This is a genomic window from Pannonibacter anstelovis, from assembly GCF_036881715.1.
Classification (GTDB): Bacteria; Pseudomonadota; Alphaproteobacteria; order Rhizobiales; family Stappiaceae; genus Pannonibacter; species Pannonibacter anstelovis.
On sequence record NZ_JBAKBF010000003.1, the window covers coordinates 1 to 20,929 of the forward strand.

Sequence of the window (20,929 nt, forward strand, 5' to 3'; positions counted from 1 at the left end):
CGCGCAAACTCCTCACAATCCTCAATGCCATGCTCCGGGAGAACGCCACATTCAGACATCAATGAAACAGTTGCCGGCTCGCGCTGCGCTTGGCCGGGGCGACACGGTGCATGCTGGCAGCGCTGCGCCTGACGGCCATGACAAAAGCCGCCGCACCTCAGCTGCCCCCTTTGCCAGCCCAGGAAAAGTGGCGGTTTGCGGCGGGTTGTGGATTGACTTTCCTTTGATCGCGGCGTTATACAGCCTTTGCTCAGTGAAATGGGGCCAATAGGCTCTGTGCATTGTGCTGTCTCCCAACCCCTAGCCATCCAGCATTGCTGCCGGTTTTTCCGCAGGGCTGGCTGTTCCCAAAGCAAGAGACCCCGGCATGGGCCAAGCGGCCTGCGGCGTGGTTTTGACCGGCGGGAGGGGAGCGGGCGATACGGCAACAGAACGAAAAAAAGGACGTGCAAGACATGTTCGCAGTGATCAAGACCGGCGGTAAGCAGTACACCGTCGCACAGGACGACCTCCTGAAGGTCGAAAAGCTCGACGCCGAAGCTGGCGCCACCGTGACCTTTGAAGAGGTCCTGATGGTCGGCAACGGTTCCGAGACCACCGTTGGCGCGCCGCTCGTGGCTGGCGCCACCGTGACTGCGGAAGTGGTCGATCAGGCCCGCACCCGCAAGATCATCGTTTTCAAGAAGCGCCGCCGTCAGAATTCCCGGCGCCGCAACGGTCACCGTCAGTCGTATACGCTGGTCAAGGTGACGGCCATCTCCACCGGCGACGCAAAGCCGGCGAAGAAGACCACCAAGAAGGCAAAGGCTGAGGAAGCTGCTGGCGAGTAATCGCCGCCACCTCAGCGCAACTTGAACAGCGAAAGACGAGGAGTTTCGTCATGGCACACAAAAAAGCAGGCGGTTCATCCCGCAACGGCCGCGACTCCGCTGGCCGCCGCCTCGGCGTCAAGAAGTTCGGCGGCGAAGCCGTGATTCCGGGCAACATCATCGCACGTCAGCGCGGTACCACCTGGCACCCGGGCAACGGCGTTGGCATGGGCAAGGATCACACCATTTTTGCGACCGTAGAGGGCAAAGTGGAATTCCAGGCCAAATCCAACGGCCGAACCTTCATTAACGTGCTGCCGGCAGCGGTAGCAGCGGAGTAAAGCCGAGTGAAACCATGTTCGCCGGCGTCCTGATCGACCCGGCGGTTCTGGTGAACCGGTCAAAGTTCAAGGGGAGATGGGACGCCATCTCCCCTTTTCGTTTTCTTTGACCGGAGGAAGTTATGGTTGTCGAGAGTGAAGGATACTTAGACGAAAGCAGTCTGGTTGCGGCCCGGATGCCGCTGGAAGGGGTCCGTGTCCGGCTCGATACGCCGCGCAAGGACGATCTGGCAGACATTGTATTTCTCGCCAACAACCGCAAGATTGCCTCGCATCTGGCCACCATGCCCCATCCCTTCGCTCTGGAGGATGCGCGGGCGCTCGTGCAGAAGAGCCAGACGGCAACTCCCCATTACGCAAGCTTTGCCATCCGCCTGAAGGCCACCGGCCGTTTCATCGGCCAAGCGAAGTATGCCGCTGCCGAACCCGGCGGTCCGATCCAGGTCGGTTACTGGCTGGGCGAGCCCTTCTGGGGCTGCGGCTTTGCCACAGAAGCGCTGCACCGGCTGGTCGATCATGCCTTCAGCAACGGTGACATGTATGAGCTGCACGGCAGCTGCCGCGTCACCAATCCGGCTTCGCGCCGGGTGCTGATCAAGAGCGGCTTCCAGTACCGCGATCAGGGCATGGCCCGCTCGCTGGGGGCTGGCGGCAATGTGCCCATCGAGCGCTTCGTGCTGGAGCGCTCCGTCTGGCGTTCGCTGAAGCAATGGGGAGGCCGGTCATGAGCCGCTTGCCGGAACTGCGCACCCGCCGCCTCATCCTGCGCCCCTTGCGCGGGGAGGATTCGGAGGCCATCGCCCGCCTGTGCGGGCAGGAATTCGAGGTTGTCCGCTGGCTGACGAGCATGGCCTGGCCCTATGAAGAGGGCTCGGCCGAGGCTTTCACGGCCCGGGCCATGACCTGCGACCCCGTGGAGGAAGCCGCCGTCTTCGCCATTACGCTGGGCGGTGTCTTCATCGGCATCATGGCAATCGATGCACCTGGCGAGCTGGCGGAAGCGGCCGGTTGCCCGACCATCGGCTACTGGCTGGGCCGGCCCTTCCAGGGCTTCGGCTATGCCGGGGAAGCGGCGGAAGCGGCACTCGACTGGGCCTTTGCCGCCCATGGCTGCCCTGCTGTCGCGGCGCGGGTGTTCGAGGAAAATGCCGCATCGCGGGCGCTCTTGCGAAAGCTCGGCTTCCAGCCGGAAGCCATCACCGAGCGCTATGCAAGGGCACTGGACCGCAAGGTGCGCAACATCGTCGTGCGGCTGGATGGCAAGGCCTTCCGCCAGCGCAAGGCAGCAGCCTGATGGGCGCGGCGGAGAGCTCCGGCAAATGGCAGGGCCTGCCGCTCGCCACACCCCGGCTGACCTTGCGACCGGCACGTGCCGCAGATGCCGCTGATCTTGTCACGCTTGCGGGAGATATCGAAGTCTCCCGCACGCTGGCTCGGGTGCCGCATCCCTACACGGCAGAGCATGCGCAAGCCTGGCTGCAGGCGGCGATGGACGGCACGGATCTGACAGTGATCAATCTGGTCATTGACCGGAATGATGCCTTCATTGGCGCAATCACGTTTCGCGAGTTGCACGCAAGCCCCCTGATCGGGTATTGGCTTGGCCGCCCCTTCTGGGGTCAGGGCCTGATGAGCGAAGCCCTGAAGGCTGCGCTTGGCTGGTTCTTTGCCGTCACAGATCATGAGGCTCTGGAGGCAGAGGTCATGACGGGCAATGCCGCGTCGCTGGCTGCGCTGCGCAGGCTGGGGTTCCGCGAGACGGGCACCGGCACCTGCGCCAGCCTTGCCACCGGCACGGCGGCGGCTTCAATCCGCACACGCCTTGAGCGCGCGCGTTTTCTGGAATCTAGTGATGCCTGACGCGCGGGCAGCAGAAATGGACATGAGATGAAGTTCCTCGACCAGGCCAAGATTTATGTACGCTCCGGCAATGGCGGTGCCGGTGCGGTCTCCTTCCGGCGGGAGAAGTTCATCGAGTTCGGCGGTCCCGATGGCGGCGACGGCGGACGCGGCGGCGACGTGTGGGTCGAATGCGTCGAGGGCCTGAACACACTCATCGACTACCGCTACCAGCAGCATTTCAAGGCCGGAACCGGCATCCACGGCATGGGCCGCAACCGCACGGGTGCCAAGGGCAGTGATGTGGTGCTGCGCGTGCCGGTGGGCACGGAGATCCTTGAAGAAGACAACGAGACGGTCATTGCCGACCTGACCGAGCCCGGCCAGCGCCTGCTGCTGCTGCGCGGCGGCAATGGCGGCTTTGGCAATGCCCAGTTCAAGTCTTCCACCAATCAGGCGCCGCGCCATGCCAATCCGGGCCTTGAGGGCATCGAGAAGTGGATCTGGCTGCGGTTGAAACTCATCGCCGATGCCGGTCTCGTCGGCCTGCCCAACGCAGGCAAGTCCACGTTCCTGGCCTCCGTGTCGGCGGCCAAGCCGAAGATCGCCGATTACCCCTTCACCACCCTGCATCCGAACCTCGGCGTGGTCGAGCTGGACGGGCGCGGCTTCGTGCTGGCCGATATTCCCGGTCTCATCGAGGGCGCGCATGAAGGCACGGGCCTTGGCGACCGCTTCCTTGGCCATATCGAGCGTACCCGCGTGCTGCTGCATCTGGTTGATGGCTCGGGCGTCGAAGATCCGGCTGAAGCCTACCGTGTGGTCCGCGGCGAACTGGAGGCCTATGGCAACGGGCTGGAAGACAAGCCGGAAATCGTCGCCATGTCCAAGGCCGATGCGCTGTCGCCGGAGCTGCGCGCCGAACGGGCCGCCTCGCTGGAAGCAGCCTGCGGCCGCAAGCCGCTGATCCTCTCGTCGGCCAGCCGCGAGAATGTGGACACGGCACTGCGCATGATCATCAGGGCAATCGACAAGGACAAGGAGGACGCCGCAAACGAGGTTCCCTCCCGTCCTGAAGAGGGATGGCGTCCGTGAAGCAGGCAACCCGGCAGCTTGGCGAGTTCAAGCGCATTGTTGTGAAAATCGGCTCGGCTCTGCTTGTCGAAAACGGCAAGCTGAGGCGCGAATGGCTGGAAGCCATTGTCGATGACCTTGCCGCGCTGGCGGAAAAGGGCTGCGAGCTGCTGGTGGTGTCCTCCGGCTCCATCGCCCTGGGGCGCGGCGTGCTTGGCCTGCCGCGCGGGCCGCTGAAGCTGGAAGAAAGCCAGGCGGCGGCGGCCGTGGGCCAGATCGCGCTGGCGCAGGCCTATTCGGAGTGCCTCGGCCGCAAGGGGCTGAAGGCGGGGCAGGTTCTGCTGACGCTGGGCGACACGGAAGAGCGCCGCCGCTATCTCAACGCCCGCGCCACGATCGGCACCCTGCTGCGCATGGGGGCGGTGCCGATCATCAACGAGAACGACACGGTCGCCACCTCGGAAATCCGCTATGGCGACAATGACCGGCTCGCTGCGCGCGTGGCCACCATGACGACCGCCGACTGCCTCGTGCTGCTGTCGGATATCGACGGGCTCTACACCGCTCCCCCGGCCACCAATCCGGATGCGGTGTTCCTGCCGGAAGTGCCGCGCATCACGCCTGAAATCGAGGCGATGGCAGGCAGTGCCGGATCGGAGCTGTCACGCGGCGGCATGAAGACCAAGATCGATGCGGCCAAGATTGCAACATCTGCCGGAACGGTGATGGCAATTGCCTCGGGCAAGCGCATGAACCCGCTGCGTGCCATTGACGAAGGCGTGCGCTGCACGTGGTTCCTCGCCGCTTCCACCCCTGCCACGGCCCGCAAGGCCTGGATCAACGGCCATCTGGAGCCGCGCGGCGAAGTGCAGCTGGATGCAGGGGCCGTTGCAGCGCTCAAGTCCGGCAAGAGCCTGCTGCCCGCCGGTGTCACTCATGTTTCGGGTGGCTTCTCGCGCGGGGATACTGTGAAGATCCTCTCCCAGGAAGGCCGGGTGCTGGGGCGCGGCCTTATCGCCTATGACGCGGCCGAGGCACGCATGATAGCGGGCCGCAACAGCCGCGAGATCGAAGCCATCGTGGGCTATCCGGGCCGCGCCGAGATGATCCACCGCGATGATCTGGCGCTGGATGATGCACAGTTCGAGAAAGAAGCCTGAGGAACATCCGATGCAGGACAAGGTTGAAGCAAGCAGCATTACGGCACTGATGGCGGAGCTGGGCAAGCGTGCCCGCGCCGCAGCCCGCAAGCTCAGCCTTGCCCCAGAGGAGCAGAAGAACCGCGCCCTGCGCGCCATGGCCTCTGCCGTGCGTGAGGCAACCCCCGCGATCCTTGCCGCCAATGCAGCCGATGTGGAGACCATGACGGCCAACGGCCAGACGGCTTCGTTCCTCGACCGCGGCACCCTGACGGCGGAGCGGATCGAGGGTATTGCCCAGGCGCTCGACGCCATTGGCGCCCTGCCCGATCCGGTTGGCAGCGTCATGTCTGCATGGGAGCGGCCCAACGGGCTGAAGATCGAGCGCGTGCGCACCCCGCTCGGCGTTATCGGCGTCATCTACGAAAGCCGCCCCAACGTGACGGCGGATGCCGGCGCGCTGTGCCTGAAGGCCGGCAATGCGGTGATCCTGCGCGGCGGGTCCGACACGCTGCAGTCGAACCTTGCCATTCACGCTGCCCTGCAGAAGGGGCTGGAGGCTGCCGGCCTGCCGGGCGATGCCATCCAGCTGGTGCCGGTGGCAGACCGCGATGCCGTCGGCGAAATGCTGAAGGGCCTCGGCGGCAATCTGGACGTGATCGTGCCGCGCGGCGGCAAGAGCCTTGTCGCACGGGTGCAGAATGACGCGCGCGTGCCCGTCTTCGCGCATCTGGAAGGCATCGTGCACATCTTCCTCGACAAAGCAGCAGATCCGGCCAAGGCAACGGATGTCATCGTCAATTCCAAGCTGCGCCGCACCGGCATCTGCGGTGCGCTGGAGACGCTGCTGGTGGACCGCGCCGTTGCCCATGACCTGCTGCCGGGCATTATCACCGCGCTGCAGGACAAGGGTTGCGAAGTGCGCGGCGACACCGAGGTGCAGCATCTATGCCCCGGTACGGTTGCAGCAACGGACGAGGACTGGACGACGGAGTATCTCGACAAGATCCTCTCCGTGCGCATCGTCGGCGGGCTGCATGAGGCGATCGAGCATATCGAGACCTATGGCTCGCATCACACCGACTGCATCCTGACCGAGGATGAAGAGGCGGCACGCCGTTTCTTTGCAGAAGTGGATTCGGCCATCGTGCTGCACAATGCCTCCACCCAGTTTGCCGATGGCGGCGAATTCGGCATGGGCGCGGAAATCGGCATTGCCACGGGCCGCATGCATGCGCGCGGGCCTGTGGGTGTCGAGCAGCTGACCTCCTTCAAGTACCGCGTGCACGGCAACGGCCAGCTTCGCCCGTAACGGACCCATGACGTGACATCATCCGCCACCGGCCGGTTCGAGGCCGATCCCAGCTGGACCAGACTGCCGCACGCGGAACCGGGCAACCGGATCGGCCTTTTCGGCGGCTCGTTCAATCCGGCGCACTCCGGGCACCGCCTTGTGGCGGAAACGGCACTGAACCGGCTGAAGCTGGATCAGGTGTGGTGGCTGGTGACGCCCGGAAACCCGCTGAAGGATCATTCGGATCTGGCGCCCCTGAGCCAGCGGCTGGAACAGGCCGCGGCCCTCGCGCGCCATCCGCGCATGAAGGTGACGGCCATTGAAGCGCGGCTGCGCACGGCCTATACGGCTGAGACGCTGGCCCGGCTGAAGGGTCTGCGGCCGGATCTCTCCTTCGCCTGGATCATGGGGGCGGACAATCTCGCAGGCTTCCACCGCTGGCAGGACTGGCGGGGCATTCTCAATCAGGTCACCGTCGCCGTGGTCAACCGGCCCGGCGCGTCCCTGTCACCACTCTATGCACCGGCAGCAAGGGCCTTTGCCCGCTACCGGCTGGCCGAAGTGGATGCGCCGCTGGCGCTGTCCATGAAGCCGCCGCACTGGGTGTTTCTCCATGCGCCGCTGGATCCGGTCTCCTCAACAGCCCTGCGCGCCACACAGAAGGAAGCGCGCTGAGACGGCAAAGAATTAACACTGACACAGCATGTGTCTTGAAAATGACAGATATGAAGCACTATTCTTGGGGCAGATGGCAGATCCAGGGTCTGAAACTCTGCCGTCCTTGTGGTGCGAAACGGGGATGCCCGGGCATCCCTATCCAACCTGTGGCGAAAGGCGAAACACCTGAGCATGACCTTGCACTCCGGAGAGGCACACGTGTCCTCTCCCACTCAGCCGTCTTTGGACGTAGCTCCCAAAGGCAACCTGATCGACGCGATCCTTTCCAGTCTCGACGCTTCGAAAGCGGAAGAGATCGTCTCCCTCGACATCGCGGGCAAAAGCTCGCTGGCCGATTTCATGGTGATCGCCTCCGGGCGTTCGCACCGGCATGTTGGCGCCATCGCCGACCACCTGCTGCGTGACATCAAGGAATTGGGCTTCGGCAATGCCCGTATCGAAGGCCAGACCCACTGTGACTGGGTGCTGATCGACGCCGGTGACGTGATTGTCCACGTCTTCCGTCCGGAAGTCCGCGGCTTCTACAATCTTGAGAAGATGTGGTCCGCCGACGCGAACGACGTGCAGTAAGGCCAAGCTTGCCCGGCCAGGTGCGTGAAAGGCATCTGGCCTGACGGCCCTTGGGGCTCCCGGCATGAAGCGCCGGGAGGACGAATTCTATGCGCTACCTGATCACGGCTGTTGGCCGCATGAAAGCCGGACCCGAGCGTGAGCTGCTGGACCGCTACCTCGACCGTGCCCGCAAGACTGGCCGTGCGCTTGGCGTGACCGCCGTCGATGTGAGCGAGACGGTGGAAAGCCGGGCCCAGCGCAGCGAGGACCGCAAGGCGGAAGAGGCGCAGGTGCTCCTCTCCGGCCTGCATCCGCGTGCAAGACTGATTGCCCTCGATGAAACCGGCAAGACGATGGCGAGCCCTGCCTTCGCAGAGGTTCTGCGCGGCTGGATGGATGAAGGCTGCCCGGAAATCGTGCTCGCCATCGGCGGGGCGGACGGACATGGGGCTGACCTTCTGGCCCGGGCAGACCTGAAGCTTGCATTTGGTGCCATGACCTGGCCGCATCAGATCGTCCGTATCCTGGTGGCTGAGCAGGTGTACCGGGCGCTGACCATCCAGTCCGGCCACCCGTACCACCGGGTTTGAGCGCAGTTTCCCTTTCAGCTTCGCGCAAGATGACAAAATGATAATCTGCGCCAGCTTTTCCGGCCCGGATCCCGCCGCATTTGCGCTCTAGTTTCTTCGCTGTGGAGCGAGCGGGACGGTAAACGCTTCGTTAATGACAAGGCCGCATCCTCGTCTCAAGTATCTGTCTGCTCCGGAGGAATCAATCCGGGCGGAGGATATGCAAAGACAGGTGCCTCCGGCACATCTGACAGGACTATCGTGGTGCAGCCCTTGCGAATGGCGGGAAGCAGCAGAGCTTTGCAGTCACGGCGCCCTCTGGCGCTGGCGGGTTTGCTTGCGCTGATTTCAGTCCTGCCGCAACCTGCCGCAGCTCAGACCGCCACGACTGTGGAGGCCACTGTCTCCGGCCCCGCAGCAGAGGTGCTCAAGCGCAAGCTGGAGCGCGAAGCGGAACTGGCTGCCCTGTCGCGGGATATCGAGCTGTCCTCCGGGCGCCAGGAGGAAATCGAGCAGGAAATCGCCTCGCTCGACCGGGATAGCGAATCCCTGACCAATTCGATCCTGAGCACGGCCGGACGGATCAAGGGACTGGAAGGCAACATTGCCGATACCGAGCGCCGGCTGGAGCGGCTGACGGCCAATGAAGACTCCGTGCGCGCCTCGCTTTGGCAGCGCCGGGGCACCTTGGCGGAAATCCTGGCCTCGCTGCAGCGGATCGGACGGCGTCCCCCGCCTGCGCTGGTGGTGCAGCCGAGCGACGCCCTTTCTGCGGTGCGCAGCGCCATATTGCTGAATGCAGTGATGCCGGGCCTGCGCATCGAGGCGGAGGCACTGGCGTCCGACCTTGAGGAACTGAACCGTCTCAAATCCGGCATTGTGGCGGAAAAAGAGCGGCTGCGGGCAGACGTCACCCGGCTTGCGGAAGAAAAGTCACGTCTGGAACTGTTGATGGCTGCCAAGCGGCAGGAGCGGGAAAAGACGGCAGGCGAACTGGTGGCAGAGCGCCAGAAAGCGGAAGAGCTGGCCGCGAAAGCGGGTTCTCTCAAGGAATTGATCGCCTCGCTGGAGAAAGAAATCGAGAGCGCGCGCAAGGCAGCAGAGGCTGCGGCAGCAGCCACGGCGCTGCGCCAGAGCGGCCAGCAGCCATCGCGCACCGCGCCTCTCGACCCGGGCCGCCTGAGCCCGGCTGTTGCGTTTGCCGACACAAAAGGCCTGCTGGCACGGCCAGTTGCGGGCGGTCTGGTGAAGGACTACGGCCAGAGCGACGACTATGGCGGGCTGACGGAGGGTCAGACCTTCGCCACCCGTCCGGGTGCGCAGGTGACGGCCCCAGGCGATGGCTGGGTGGTCTATTCCGGCCCCTTCCGGTCCTTCGGCCAACTCTTGATCCTGAACGCCGGCGACGGTTATCATGTGCTGCTTGCCGGAATGGACAGGATTGACGTCGAACTGGGACAGTTTGTTCTTGCCGGAGAGCCTGTCGGTGTGATGGGCTCCACCCAATGGGCGAGTGCTTCGGCCTACGGCTTGGGATCGACCAGCCCGGTCCTATATGTTGAATTCAGAAAAGATGGCAGTGCGATTGACCCCACCCCCTGGTGGGCCAGCACAGAGGAAGAAAAGGCTCGCGGATGATACGGAAAGCTTCTCTGCTGTTCACCGGCGCACTGATCGGCGCTGTGGCGGTCACAACCTTTTCAAACCTGCCCATTCGCCTGAGCGGCGCGGCCAACGCAGCAGCTTCGGACACCTACCGTCAGCTGAACCTGTTTGGCGATGTGTTCGAGCGGGTGCGCTCGGACTATGTCGAGGTGCCGGATGATGCCGAGCTGATCGAATCTGCCATCAACGGCATGCTGACCTCGCTCGACCCTCATTCCAGCTACATGCCGCCGAAGGCTTTCCGCGACATGCAGGTGCAGACGCGCGGTGAGTTTGGCGGCCTCGGCATCGAGGTGACGATGGAGGAAGGCCTCGTGAAGGTCGTTTCGCCCATCGACGACACCCCGGCCGCCAAGGCTGGCCTGATGGCCGGTGACTTTATCGTCCAGATCGACGGCGAGCAGGTGCAGGGCCTGACCCTGAACGAAGCGGTCGAGAAGATGCGCGGTCCGGTCAAGACCGACATCAAGGTGACGATCCGCCGGGAAGGCCGCGCCGAGCCTTTCGACGTGACGCTGACCCGCGACACCATCCGCATCCGTTCCGTCCGCTGGCGTGAAGAGGGCGACGTCGGCTACATCCGCGTCACCCAGTTCAACGAACAGACCTATGACGGGCTGCAGAAGGCCATCGAGGAAATCTCCAGCAAGATCGGCAACGACAAGCTGAAGGGTTATGTGCTCGATCTGCGCAACAATCCGGGCGGCCTGCTCGATCAGGCGATTGCGGTCTCCGACGCATTCCTCGACCGTGGCGAGATCGTGTCGACCCGTGGCCGCAACGCAGAGGAAACCCAGCGCTACAATGCCCGTGCCGGAGATCTGACGCGCAGCAAGCCGGTCATCGTTCTGGTGAATGGCGGCTCCGCCTCGGCCTCGGAAATCGTGGCCGGTGCGCTGCAGGATCACCGCCGCGCCACCGTGCTCGGCACCCGGTCCTTCGGCAAGGGCTCCGTGCAGACCATCATTCCGCTCGGCGCGAACGGTGCAATCCGTCTGACCACGGCACGCTACTACACCCCCTCGGGCACTTCGATCCAGGCCAAGGGCATTGAGCCGGACATCGTCACCCTGCAGGATCTGCCGGAAGACATGAAGGGCCGCGCCGAGACCACCGGTGAGGCCGGCCTGCGCGGACATCTTTCTTCTGAAAAGCCAGAGGGTGAAGATGTGAAGGAAGAGTCTGGCAGCCAGGCTTATGTTCCGGCGGACCCGAAGGATGACAAGCAGCTGAACCTTGCACTGGATCTTCTGCGCGGCGTGCAGGCGAACAGCGCCTTCCCGCCTTCGGCAGAGCAGCAGAAGGCTGCGGTTCCGAACTGATCCGGACGCGTTACCTCCGGCAGGCTGTTTCGTCGCTTGTAGGCCCGCCGGAGCAACGTGGCATCTGAACCAGCAGCAAGCGCCGCATTCCCTCACCAGGAAGGCGGCGCAGGAAAATTTGGAGCGTCATGGCGGCGAAGGACCTCACAGCGCCTTTGGGCATGGGCAAACGGAAACTGATCCGTTTGCCGTTCGGGCTCATTGGCATGGGCCTAGTTACGGTGGTCATCACCACCGGACTGCTGTGGATGGGCGTCGTCGACGATCCGCTCGGCGGTGAGCCCACCGCCGTATTGCCGCTGGAACGTACCGTTGAGGGCCTTGCCGCCCGCGACATCGCCGCTTTGAGTGTGCAGCAGGATCTGGGTCCCGAGCAGGATGACGGTACAGGCAAAGAGCTTGCCACTTTGGGGCCCCGCTTTGACGACGTAGCCAATCAGCCGGCCCGGACCGGCGAGGGCTTGTCGGCAACCCCGGACCAGCGTGTCACCGAGCGTGTCGAATATGGCTACTTGCCCAAACTCGGCGGCGATGGCATCCGCCCGCTGGACCTTTATGCCAGACCTCTGTCGGGTGAGCTGATTTCCGCGCCGAGGATTGCTGTCGTCATCGGCGGGATCGGTCTGTCGGAGGCGGGCAGCGAGAATGCCTTGAAGAGCCTGCCGCCAGACGTGACGCTGGCCATTGCCCCCTATGCCGCCTCGCCGGACCGCTGGATGAAGCAGGCCCGGGCAGCAGGCCACGAGCTGCTGATGCAGCTGCCGCTGGAGCCCTTCGACTATCCAGACAATGATCCCGGCCCGCATACGCTGCTGGTGAGCTTGCGCAGCCCCGAGTTCCTCGACCGGCTGAGCTGGCTTTTGTCCCGGACAACCAACTATGCCGGAGTGATCAACACGCAAGGAGGCCGCTTCACCGCAACCGAGCCTTCGATGCAGTTCCTGCTGGACCAGATCACCCAGCGCGGCCTGATGTATGTGGACGATGGCTCTTCCTCCCGCACAGTGGCACCGGTAGCGGCCTCTGCGGCCCGTACGCCCTTCAGCCGGGTCGATATTGTTCTGGACAGTGTCCCGCGGGCCGAGGAAATCAACGGTCAGCTTCTGCAGCTGGAGGCTCTCGCCCGGGCCCGCGGCGTGGCTGTTGCATCAGGCACGGCCCTGCCCGTTACCATCAAGACGCTGCAGGAATGGGCGGCAGATCTGGAGCGGCGCGGCTTGCAGCTCGTTCCCGTCAGCGCCACCATCGACAGGGCACCGCAAGGCTGATACCGGAAAGGCCCTCCGTGTTTCAGCGGATGGCAGTCTGCGGTTTTGTGATAGTCTGACCAGGCTGACGCTAAGTGGAGTAGGACGTGAGCAAGGCCTTGCATGATTTTCCGGGTGCGGGTGCACCCGGCCAGCTGCCCTACCGCCCCTGTGTGGGCATCATGCTTGTCAACCGGGAAGGCCGCGTCTGGGCCGGTCACCGGTACGATCCCAAGGCTGCCCACAAGGGGCGCAAGATCGAGGCAGAATACGCCTGGCAGATGCCGCAGGGCGGCATTGATCCAGGTGAGGACCCGCTGGCTGCCGCTTTCCGCGAACTCCATGAGGAAACCTCCGTCCGCTCCGCCTCTCTGATTGCCGAAGCCCCTGGCTGGTTCACCTACGACTACCCGCCAGAAGTTCTTGCCAGCTCCCGCCATGGCAAATACCGCGGGCAAGCTCAGAAATGGTACGCACTGCGCTTTGAAGGCGAGGACAGCGAGATCAATATCCTCACTCCGCCCAAGGGCCATTCGCAGGAATTTGATGGCTGGCGCTGGGAAGAAGCGGCAAAGCTTCCCGGGTTGATTGTTCCCTTCAAGCGGCAGGTCTATCAGCAGGTGGTCGAGACCTTCACAAGGCTGGTGCCGGGGCTCTGATCCTGCTCCAGGGCGCATTCATGATGTCCGGGCCTGCAGCGCCTGGCTTTACCTTGCCTCCGATGCCGCCTTAGCCTTTACAGCCTGCCATTCGCGGCGCACATCTGCGTCTGCTTCCTGGGTGAGCCGATCCTCTGCCAATGCCTCAAACGCCTCAGGCGCCAGCAGCCGCGACAAGGCCCAGACGGCCGCACCGCGCACCACGGCGACGGGGTCGTCCAGCAGCGTCATGATCTGCGGCAGGTGGGCAGCGTCTGCGCTGTTGCCAGCTGCGATCAGGCAGTTGCGGATGAAGCGGTCCCGGCCGATACGCTTCACCGGCGAGCCGGAAAAGAGCTGGCGGAAGGTTGGATCATCCAGCCTCAAGAGCTTGGCCAGCGGCGGCGCCTCCAGATCCTCCCGCGCCTGCAGCTTGGCTTCGCGGGCCTCCACGGCAAACTTGTTCCAGGGGCAGGCGGCCAGGCAATCATCGCAGCCATAGATGCGGTTGCCCATGGGTTCACGGAATTCTGCCGGGATGGGTCCGGCGTGCTCGATGGTCAGATAGGAAATGCAACGGCGGGCATCGAGCCGGTAGGGCTGCGGGAAGGCGCCTGTCGGACAGGCGGAGAGGCAGGCCCGGCAGGAGCCGCAATGGTCCCGCTCCGACTCTGCCGCAGCCAGATCCAGGGTGGTGAAGATGCTGGCGAGAAAGAACCAGGAGCCGAGCTTCCGCGACACCAGATTGGTGTGCTTGCCCTGCCAGCCGAGGCCCGCAGCCTGCGCCAGCGGTTTTTCCATGACCGGGGCCGTATCGACGAAGACCTTCACATCGCCGCCGCCTGCGCGGGAGACGAGAAAACTTGCCAGCTCCTTCAGCTTGCCCTTGATGACATCGTGATAATCCCGGTGGCGGGCGTAGACGGAAATGTTGCCCCGGTCCGGATGAGCAAGGTTCTCCAGCGCATCCCCGGCAGGGCCATAGTTCATGGCCAGCATGATGACGGAGCGCACCTCCGGCCACAGCACGCTGGGGCTGGCACGCCGGTCCGCCGTTTCTTCCATCCAGCCCATGGAGCCGTGATGGCCATCGGCGAGAAACTGCGCCAGCCGCTGCGGGGCCTGCGGGATGGCATCGGGCCGGGTGATGGCGAGATCATCAAAGCCCAGCTGAGCGGCCTTCTCCCTGAGCTGGCTGCAAAGGCGGTCCAGTGCCTTTGCCGGAAGCACGGGGCTCGAAGGCACGGCAGGGCTGTTGCGGCTCTGCGTCAGAAGTCCAGATCCGCGTAGGTCATCGATGGCGGCATGCCGAGCATCTTTTCGCTCAGCAGCGGACGGAAGCTCGGGCGCGATTTCACCCGCGCATACCAGGCCTTGACGTTCTCCTCGGTGTCCCATGGCACTTCGCCCAGATAATCGGCGCAGGACAGTTCGGCGGCGAGCGCGAAATCCGCAAAGCTCAACCGGTCGCCGCCCAGCCATTTGCGCGAGGCGGCAAGATAACCGAAATAGCGCATGTGATGGTGAATATTGGCACGCGCCACACGCAAAATGGCCGAATCGGGCTCGCCTCCCCCGACAGAGCGGGGCATGTCCTGCTTGTAGATGCGCTCGCGGACGAAATGGCCAGCCACCTCGTCATCGAACTTGCGCAGGCCCCATTCCACCAGACGCCGTGTTTCTGCCCGCAGTTCCGGATGGTCCGGCATCAGCCGCCGGTCGCCCATCGCGTAGCCGCGCGTTTCATCAAGATATTCCATGATGGCGTAGGGACCGCAGACCGGCGTACCGCCGTTCTCGATCAGAACCGGCACGGTTCCGGCCGGATTGAGCATCAGGAATTCCCGGCGCCGCTCCCAGGGGTTGATGGTGTGCATCTCGAAGTTTGCGCCGTACTCACCGAGGATGAGACGCACAAAACGGGAAGACGGCGAGAACGGATGATGATAAAGCGTGAGCATTCAGTGATTTGGACCTTCAGCGCCGGGTGCCCCCCAAGCGCCCGCCACAACTCTAATAGGATATGGTTAGCATCCTCTTGCTGCCGCCCTCTTTTCCCGCGAGCCAGCGCGCCCGCATAGATCATGCCCCGCTGCGGGATTCAATAGGCTCTCAACAGGTCTTTTCAGGAGTTGATTTCCGATGACAAGCGATACGATCATCAGCGCCTTCATTCTGGGTATCGTCGAGGGCCTGACCGAGTTCATTCCGGTCTCTTCCACCGGCCATATTCTGCTCCTCGGGCATTTTCTGGGCTTCCAGAATACGGGCCGCACCTTCGAGGTGCTGATCCAGCTTGGTGCAATCCTGGCCATTCTCAGTGTCTATTTCGGCCGTTTGTGGTCCATCGCCACCACGCTGCCGCATGACCGCCGGTCCCAGCGCTTTGTCGCCGGGATCCTGCTGGCCTTCCTGCCGGCCGCTGTCATCGGTGTGCTGGCGCATGGTTTCATCAAGGCGGTCCTGTTTGAATCGCCGATGCTGATCTGCACCACCCTTTTGCTGGGTGGCATCGTGCTTCTGGTGATCGACCGGCTGCCCCTGAAGCCGCGCTATCACAACGCCATGGATTTTCCGCTGCCGCTGTGCCTTGCCATCGGCTTTGTCCAGTGTCTTGCCATGGTGCCTGGCGTCTCGCGTTCGGGCGCCACAATCGTCGGCTCGCTGCTGATGGGCACGGACAAGCGCTCTGCCGCGGAGTTCTCGTTCTTCCTCGCCATGCCGACCATGGCAGGCGCCTTTGCCTATGACCTCTACAAGAACCGGGACGCGCTCTCGATGGATGATGCAACGGTCATCGCCATCGGCTTTGTCACGTCCTTCATCGCAGGCGTTTTCGTTGTGCGCAAGCTGCTGGACTTCGTGTCGCGCCATGGCTTTGCGCCTTTCGCCTGGTGGCGCATTGGCGTCGGGCTTGCCGGCTTTGCCGGTCTTTATTTCTTCGGATAACTGGCGCAAGCCCGTGCGGCGCCTGAGCAATTTCAAGGCGTGATGCGCCTGCATCAAAAGCCTTGGTTTCAAGCCTCAGGCTATGCCGAAGGCCCGCAAGGCTGCTGTCACCGCAGCGGCGCCAATGACGATGACGGGGAACGGCGCCCGCAGCAGATAAAGCCCGAGACCGGCGGCCACGCCTGCAGGTCTCGCCCAGCCCGCAAAGGCGCCCCCGTCCAGCAGGGCGGAACTGGCCATCAGCGACACAAGCATGACGACAGCCGCAGCCTGAAACAGCTGCTGCATGCTGCCTGAGAGCACCAGCCGCCCATGCAGCAAAGGCCCCGTGGCGCGGAAGGCAAAGGTGCCAGCGGCAAGCGCCAGAATGGCGGCCATCGGCATCAGGTTCTCAGTCATTTGAGCAATCCCCAGACAGTTCACGCCCTGACAGTTCACGGGCTGGTGCGGCCGTACGCGGCCAGACGGCGAACACCATCAGCCCGCCGAGTGCGGCCAGCACCGGCACACCTGCGGGCAGAACCGGCGTCAGTACGAAGGCAATGGCCGCCCCCAGACCCGCAGCCAGCCGCAGCCGGGCATCCTTCAGCGCAGGCAGAACCAGCGCCAACAGCACAGCCGGAAAGGCCGCATCCAGGCCCAGCGCCGAGGCATCCCCCACCGCCTGACCGAGCAATGCCCCGGCGAATGTCCCTACGTTCCACAGGATGTAGAGACCGATGGCGCAGGCCCAGTAAAGCGCACGGGCGCGCTCCGGATTGCTGTCCTTCAGCGAAAAGGCCAGCGCCTCGTCCGTGAGAAGGTGCGATCCGAGCAGTTTCTGCAAGAGCCCGCCGCGCAGCAGGCCTGCCACCGAAAAGCCGAAGGGCAGATGCCGGGCGTTGAGCACCAGCCCGGCCAGAACCGCAGCCACCGGCCCGCCTCCCGCCAGCACCACGCCAACGGCCGCAAATTGCGAGGCCCCGGCAAAGACGATGGTGGACATGGCCAGAGGCACCCAGAACGGCAATCCGCCGCCCGTGGCTATGGCCCCGAAGGAGACACCGGCAATGGTGGCGGCGCCGCAGACCAGCAGCACGTCCATCCAGTCCCGGCGCGTGAGTGTTTGAAATATCGTCCGCATGTGCGATAAAATGGACAAAGCCACACCGTTCGTCAATGCGAACATTCGTTCGCCATCAAGAACGGACAACAAGACGCAAAGGCCCTGCATGTCAGACACCGCCGAAGCCCTCCGGCAATGGATTTCCATCGCACTCAAGACCGAGCGGGAGAAGGCAGGACTGAGCCTCAGCGAGCTGGCGCGGCGGGCGGGCCTTTCGAAGTCCACCCTGTCACAGCTGGAAGCGGGCAACGGAAATCCAGGCATAGAGACGCTGTGGATGCTGGCGGTCGCGCTCAACATCCCCTTCAGCCGCCTTGTCGACCGGCCGGAGCGCAGCACCCGTCTGGTACGGGCGGGCGAAGGCCCCGCAACTTTTTCGGAAGAAGCCGCCCTCCGCGCAACGCTTCTGTCCACCGGCAGCACCGGCGTACGGCGGGATATCTACCGCATGGATCTCGAGCCCGGACGCGCCCGCCGCTCTCCAGCCCATATTGCGGGCACGACGGAGCATGTGGTGGTCGCAACCGGGCGTGCCCGTGTTGGTCCGGAGACGGGAACCGAAGAACTCTCGCCCGGCGATTACTTCACCTACCCCGGCGATACGGCCCATCTCTACGAAGCCCTCGAGCCCGGAACGGTGCTGCTGCTGGTGATGGAGCACGCCTGACGTCAAGGTTGCGCGACGTTTTCCGGTCCTAACGCTTTTTTCGCTTCCCTTCCGGTAAAACGGGCCATCTGGCGCGGGGTGCGCCACAGCCATGAAGGGGACCTTCCGTGCAAGGGCAGCTTTCGATTTTTCGCCATCTGCTGGCCGCCGCCAGCTTCTGCGCCGCCATTCTCGCCGTGGCGCCCGCAGCTCACGCCGCAGATAACGCCCCTGTCTCCGTCGAACAGGGCGTGACCTACGAATATCTCGACCGCTGGGACGTGGACAAGCTGAACGAAATCCTGACCAAGGATACGCCTGCCTTTGCCGGTATCACCGAGACCTACACTCCGGCCCGCAATGCGGTGAAGCTCTACCGCGTCACCTATCCGTCCGTGATCCCGGAGCGCGGCAACAAGCCGACCGTTGCCACCGGCCTGCTCGCCGTTCCGGACATCGAAGGCAGCAGCTTCCCCCTCGTGTCCTACCAGCACGGCACGGTCTACCTGAAGCAGCAGGTGCCGTCCTATCCGGATCAGTCACCGGAAACCCAGTTGATGATCGCCCAGTTCGCCGGGCAGGGCTATCTGCTGATCGGTGCGGACTATTTCGGCCTCGGCGATTCGCCCGAGACGGAAGGCTACATGGTCAAGGCCAGCCACCAGCAGGCCACCTATGACATGCTTATTGCCAGCCGGTCTGTGCTCAACGCCATGAAGCTGGAAGACAGCAAGCTGTTCCTCGCAGGCTGGTCGCAGGGCGGCTATGTCACCATGGCAATGGTGCAGAAGCTGGAACAGGCCGGTGTTCCCGTCACGGCCGCTGCCACCGCCAGCGCCCCAATCGACATTTTCGCGGCCCTCAACGGCTTCCTGAATTTTCCGCGCAAGTTCGATGCGGATTGGGTCAACAGCCTGTTCATCCTGTCGTCCTTCTCCTACGAGCACTACTACGGCCTGCCCGGCCTCGCCCGCTCGATGATCGCGGAGGAGTATTATGACGTGGCGCAGAAGGCCTATCTGCGCGAGCCCATTGATCCGTCCACGATCCCGGGCGACCTGCACAAGCTGCTAAAGCCGGAGTATTTCGACACCCAGTTCTTCGCCGCTTCAGCCTTTGGCCGCCTTGCGGCGCAGAACGAGGTCTTCCGCTGGATCTACAAGACCCCGGTGCGCAACTATTACGGCGAAACGGACGAAGCCATCACCACCGGCATCGGCCGCATGGCCATGACCTATCAGCAGGCCATCGGCGCCGGAAACCCGGCTGTGGAGGCCGTGTCCACCGGCAACACCACCCACCGCGGCACCTTCGCCCGCGCCACCCCGCAGTGGAAGGCCTGGTTCGACGGGCTGTAAGGGCGTTTCCCCCGCACAATGACCAATGCCTGATTGGCCACACCCAACAATGCCGCATGGCATTGTTGGGTGTGGCAGCGGACCTTAACGAAACAACGGTTCCCTCCCCCGGCGCGGATTTTCCCCTTTCCAACTTGACGGCATATAGTTGCATTTGCAATCAATTGCACTTCCAGTCCGCCTTGGGAGGGGCTTATGGGACGCGTTGTCCTTCACACCTATTTCCGCAGTTCCACGTCCTTCCGGGTGCGCATTGCGCTGGCGATGAAGGGCATTGCCTATGAGCCGGTGTTTCATCACCTGCGCCTTGGCAAGCACCGGGAGCCCGGATACCTCGCCGTCAACCCGCAAGGACTTGTGCCCACACTGGAATGGAGCGACGGCACGGTGCTGAGCCAGTCGCTGGCCATCATCGAGTTTCTGGACGAAATGGTGCCTGAGCCCCGGCTGCTGCCGGAGGATGCCAGGGGCCGGGCGCGGGTGCGGATGCTGTCGCAGATGATTGCCTGCGACATCCACCCGGTGAACAACCTGCGCATCCTCAACGCCCTGCGCAGCCGCTTCGGCGCTGATGATGCGGCTGTCGCAGACTGGTTCCGCACATGGGCCGCCGAGACCTTCGGCCCGCTGGAGGCGCTCCTAGCGCAGAGCCCGGAAACAGGCCGCTTCTGCCACGGCGATGCGGTGACCATGGCCGATCTCTGCCTTGTGGCGCAGGTGGCCAACAACGGCCGCTTCGGCGTGGACATGAGCCCCTATCCGGTGATTTCCCGCATCCACGCCGCCGCCATGGAGCTCCCCGCCTTCATCGCTGCCGCCCCGCAGAATCAGCCCGACGCGGAATAGCCCCCCAGAAACGCAAACGGCGCCCACTGGGGGGCGCCGTGCATCTTCGAAAACCGGTGAACCGGTCAATCAGGCGATCGACTGGCCGGTCTTGGCCCAGTCGGCCAGGAAGGTTTCGAGGCCCTTGTCGGTCAGCGGATGCTTGACCAGCGCCTTCAGCGTTGCCGGGGGAATGGTGGCAACGTCGGCACCGGCGATGGCGCAATCCTTGACGTGATTGATGGTGCGGATCGACGCCGCCAGGATTTCGGTCTGGAAGCCGTAGTTGTCGTAGATCACCCGGATCTCGCGGATCAGCTCCATGCCGTCGATGTTGATGTCATCGAGACGGCCGATGAAGGGCGAGATGTAGGTGGCGCCGGCCTTGGCAGCCAGCAGCGCCTGCGTGGCCGAGAAGCACAGGGTGACGTTGGTCTTGTGACCGGCAGAGGTCAGCGCCTTGCAGGCCTTGAGGCCATCCATGGTCAGCGGCAGCTTGATGACGACATTGTCAGCAATGGCGGCCAGCACCTTGGCTTCGCGCATCATGCCTTCATAGTCGGTGGCGGCCACTTCGGCGGACACGGGTCCCTTGGTGATCTTGCAGATCTCGGCAATGACCTCCTTCATCGGGCGGCCGGCCTTCATCACGAGCGACGGATTGGTGGTGACGCCATCGAGCAGGCCGGTGGATTCCAGCTCGGCAATCTCGGCGGTGTCTGCGGTATCGACAAAGAATTTCATGCGAGTATCCACTCCCCTTGCGCCCGGCTTGCCCTCTGGGGCAATCAGGCATGAGTTGAGACGCTGGCCATGGAGGATGCCGCGCGTCTGTCCCGTCCCTGCCTCTTTAGCGTAGGATTGCGCCGAGCAACACCC

Annotated in this window: 24 protein-coding genes; 19 read left to right on the plus strand and 5 right to left on the minus strand. The window is 63.8% G+C overall.

The annotated features are described in order from the left end of the window. Positions 1-455: 455 nt before the first annotated feature. The 15 genes from rplU (at position 456) to V6L75_RS05380 (ending at position 13,188) form a co-directional block, all read left to right on the plus strand. Complete coding sequence (gene rplU, locus V6L75_RS05310; RefSeq protein WP_334250487.1) at positions 456-830, plus strand: 50S ribosomal protein L21; 375 nt, start codon at positions 456-458, stop codon at positions 828-830. A 50-nt stretch (positions 831-880) separates the two neighbouring features. After that, a complete protein-coding gene (rpmA, locus tag V6L75_RS05315; RefSeq protein ID WP_019963644.1) occupies positions 881-1,150 on the plus strand; it encodes a 50S ribosomal protein L27 in 270 nt (89 codons plus the stop codon). 122 nt (positions 1,151-1,272) lie between these two features. Continuing rightward, positions 1,273-1,878, plus strand: coding sequence for a GNAT family N-acetyltransferase (locus tag V6L75_RS05320; RefSeq protein WP_334250488.1), 606 nt, complete (start codon positions 1,273-1,275; stop codon positions 1,876-1,878). Beyond that, positions 1,875-2,444, plus strand: a complete 570-nt coding sequence (locus V6L75_RS05325; protein WP_334250489.1) for a GNAT family N-acetyltransferase — start codon at positions 1,875-1,877, stop codon at positions 2,442-2,444. The genes V6L75_RS05320 and V6L75_RS05325 overlap by 4 nt, the downstream gene beginning before the upstream one ends. Next, complete coding sequence (locus V6L75_RS05330) at positions 2,444-3,010, plus strand: GNAT family N-acetyltransferase (protein ID WP_334250490.1); 567 nt, start codon at positions 2,444-2,446, stop codon at positions 3,008-3,010. Before V6L75_RS05325 ends, V6L75_RS05330 begins: the two co-directional genes overlap by 1 nt. Before the next feature lie 27 nt (positions 3,011-3,037). Next, complete coding sequence (gene obgE / locus V6L75_RS05335; RefSeq protein WP_334250491.1) at positions 3,038-4,084, plus strand: GTPase ObgE; 1,047 nt, start codon at positions 3,038-3,040, stop codon at positions 4,082-4,084. Further along, on the plus strand, positions 4,072-5,223 hold the full coding sequence (gene proB / locus V6L75_RS05340) for a glutamate 5-kinase (RefSeq protein ID WP_334250492.1): 1,152 nt from the start codon (positions 4,072-4,074) through the stop codon (positions 5,221-5,223). The genes obgE and proB overlap by 13 nt, the downstream gene beginning before the upstream one ends. A 10-nt stretch (positions 5,224-5,233) precedes the next feature. After that, entirely contained in the window at positions 5,234-6,514 is a 1,281-nt protein-coding gene (locus V6L75_RS05345; protein WP_334250493.1) for a glutamate-5-semialdehyde dehydrogenase, read from the plus strand. 12 nt (positions 6,515-6,526) lie between these two features. Next, entirely contained in the window at positions 6,527-7,171 is a 645-nt protein-coding gene (locus V6L75_RS05350; RefSeq protein ID WP_334250494.1) for a nicotinate-nucleotide adenylyltransferase, read from the plus strand. 174 nt (positions 7,172-7,345) lie between these two features. Beyond that, positions 7,346-7,744, plus strand: a complete 399-nt coding sequence (gene rsfS / locus V6L75_RS05355; protein WP_081625965.1) for a ribosome silencing factor — start codon at positions 7,346-7,348, stop codon at positions 7,742-7,744. Between the two features lie 89 nt (positions 7,745-7,833). Continuing rightward, positions 7,834-8,316: a 23S rRNA (pseudouridine(1915)-N(3))-methyltransferase RlmH gene (gene rlmH / locus V6L75_RS05360; RefSeq protein ID WP_334250495.1), complete on the plus strand. Its 483-nt coding sequence runs from the start codon at positions 7,834-7,836 to the stop codon at positions 8,314-8,316. Between the two features lie 312 nt (positions 8,317-8,628). Beyond that, the gene (locus V6L75_RS05365; RefSeq protein ID WP_425498705.1) at positions 8,629-9,933 is read left to right on the plus strand and encodes a murein hydrolase activator EnvC family protein; all 1,305 of its coding nucleotides are present in this window, start codon (positions 8,629-8,631) and stop codon (positions 9,931-9,933) included. Continuing rightward, the gene (locus V6L75_RS05370) at positions 9,930-11,282 is read left to right on the plus strand and encodes a S41 family peptidase (RefSeq protein WP_334250498.1); all 1,353 of its coding nucleotides are present in this window, start codon (positions 9,930-9,932) and stop codon (positions 11,280-11,282) included. The genes V6L75_RS05365 and V6L75_RS05370 overlap by 4 nt, the downstream gene beginning before the upstream one ends. A 128-nt stretch (positions 11,283-11,410) precedes the next feature. After that, positions 11,411-12,550 (plus strand): divergent polysaccharide deacetylase family protein, encoded by a 1,140-nt coding sequence (locus tag V6L75_RS05375; RefSeq protein ID WP_334250499.1) that lies wholly within the window; start codon positions 11,411-11,413, stop codon positions 12,548-12,550. 86 nt (positions 12,551-12,636) lie between these two features. Then, positions 12,637-13,188: an RNA pyrophosphohydrolase gene (locus V6L75_RS05380; RefSeq protein WP_334250500.1), complete on the plus strand. Its 552-nt coding sequence runs from the start codon at positions 12,637-12,639 to the stop codon at positions 13,186-13,188. 48 nt (positions 13,189-13,236) lie between these two features. Here the strand turns inward: V6L75_RS05380 and queG are convergent, their stop codons facing one another. Both queG and V6L75_RS05390 read right to left on the minus strand, forming a co-directional pair. After that, complete coding sequence (gene queG, locus V6L75_RS05385; protein WP_334250501.1) at positions 13,237-14,412, minus strand: tRNA epoxyqueuosine(34) reductase QueG; 1,176 nt, start codon at positions 14,410-14,412, stop codon at positions 13,237-13,239. A 23-nt stretch (positions 14,413-14,435) separates the two neighbouring features. Continuing rightward, positions 14,436-15,128, minus strand: a complete 693-nt coding sequence (locus V6L75_RS05390) for a glutathione S-transferase family protein (RefSeq protein ID WP_334250502.1) — start codon at positions 15,126-15,128, stop codon at positions 14,436-14,438. A gap of 181 nt (positions 15,129-15,309) precedes the next feature. Between V6L75_RS05390 and V6L75_RS05395 the strand changes: the two genes are divergently transcribed. Then, positions 15,310-16,116 (plus strand): undecaprenyl-diphosphate phosphatase, encoded by an 807-nt coding sequence (locus tag V6L75_RS05395; protein ID WP_334250503.1) that lies wholly within the window; start codon positions 15,310-15,312, stop codon positions 16,114-16,116. 75 nt (positions 16,117-16,191) lie between these two features. Here the strand turns inward: V6L75_RS05395 and V6L75_RS05400 are convergent, their stop codons facing one another. Continuing rightward, on the minus strand, positions 16,192-16,515 hold the full coding sequence (locus tag V6L75_RS05400) for an AzlD domain-containing protein (protein ID WP_334250504.1): 324 nt from the start codon (positions 16,513-16,515) through the stop codon (positions 16,192-16,194). Next, positions 16,508-17,284 (minus strand): AzlC family ABC transporter permease, encoded by a 777-nt coding sequence (locus V6L75_RS05405; RefSeq protein ID WP_334250505.1) that lies wholly within the window; start codon positions 17,282-17,284, stop codon positions 16,508-16,510. The genes V6L75_RS05400 and V6L75_RS05405 overlap by 8 nt, the downstream gene beginning before the upstream one ends. Positions 17,285-17,327: 43 nt before the next feature. On the opposite strand from V6L75_RS05405, the gene V6L75_RS05410 reads away from it, so the two are divergent. The 3 genes from V6L75_RS05410 (at position 17,328) to maiA (ending at position 20,071) form a co-directional block, all read left to right on the plus strand. Then, positions 17,328-17,888, plus strand: coding sequence for a helix-turn-helix domain-containing protein (locus tag V6L75_RS05410; RefSeq protein ID WP_334250506.1), 561 nt, complete (start codon positions 17,328-17,330; stop codon positions 17,886-17,888). Between the two features lie 107 nt (positions 17,889-17,995). After that, positions 17,996-19,225 carry an alpha/beta hydrolase family protein gene (locus tag V6L75_RS05415; protein ID WP_334250507.1) on the plus strand — a complete coding sequence of 410 codons (1,230 nt, stop codon included), beginning with the start codon at positions 17,996-17,998 and terminating at the stop codon, positions 19,223-19,225. Positions 19,226-19,420: 195 nt separating this feature from the next. Next, complete coding sequence (gene maiA, locus V6L75_RS05420; protein WP_334250508.1) at positions 19,421-20,071, plus strand: maleylacetoacetate isomerase; 651 nt, start codon at positions 19,421-19,423, stop codon at positions 20,069-20,071. 69 nt (positions 20,072-20,140) lie between these two features. On the opposite strand, the gene fsa is transcribed toward maiA, so the two are convergent. After that, the gene (gene fsa, locus V6L75_RS05425) at positions 20,141-20,794 is read right to left on the minus strand and encodes a fructose-6-phosphate aldolase (protein ID WP_050473346.1); all 654 of its coding nucleotides are present in this window, start codon (positions 20,792-20,794) and stop codon (positions 20,141-20,143) included. Between the last annotated feature and the right edge of the window lie 135 nt (positions 20,795-20,929).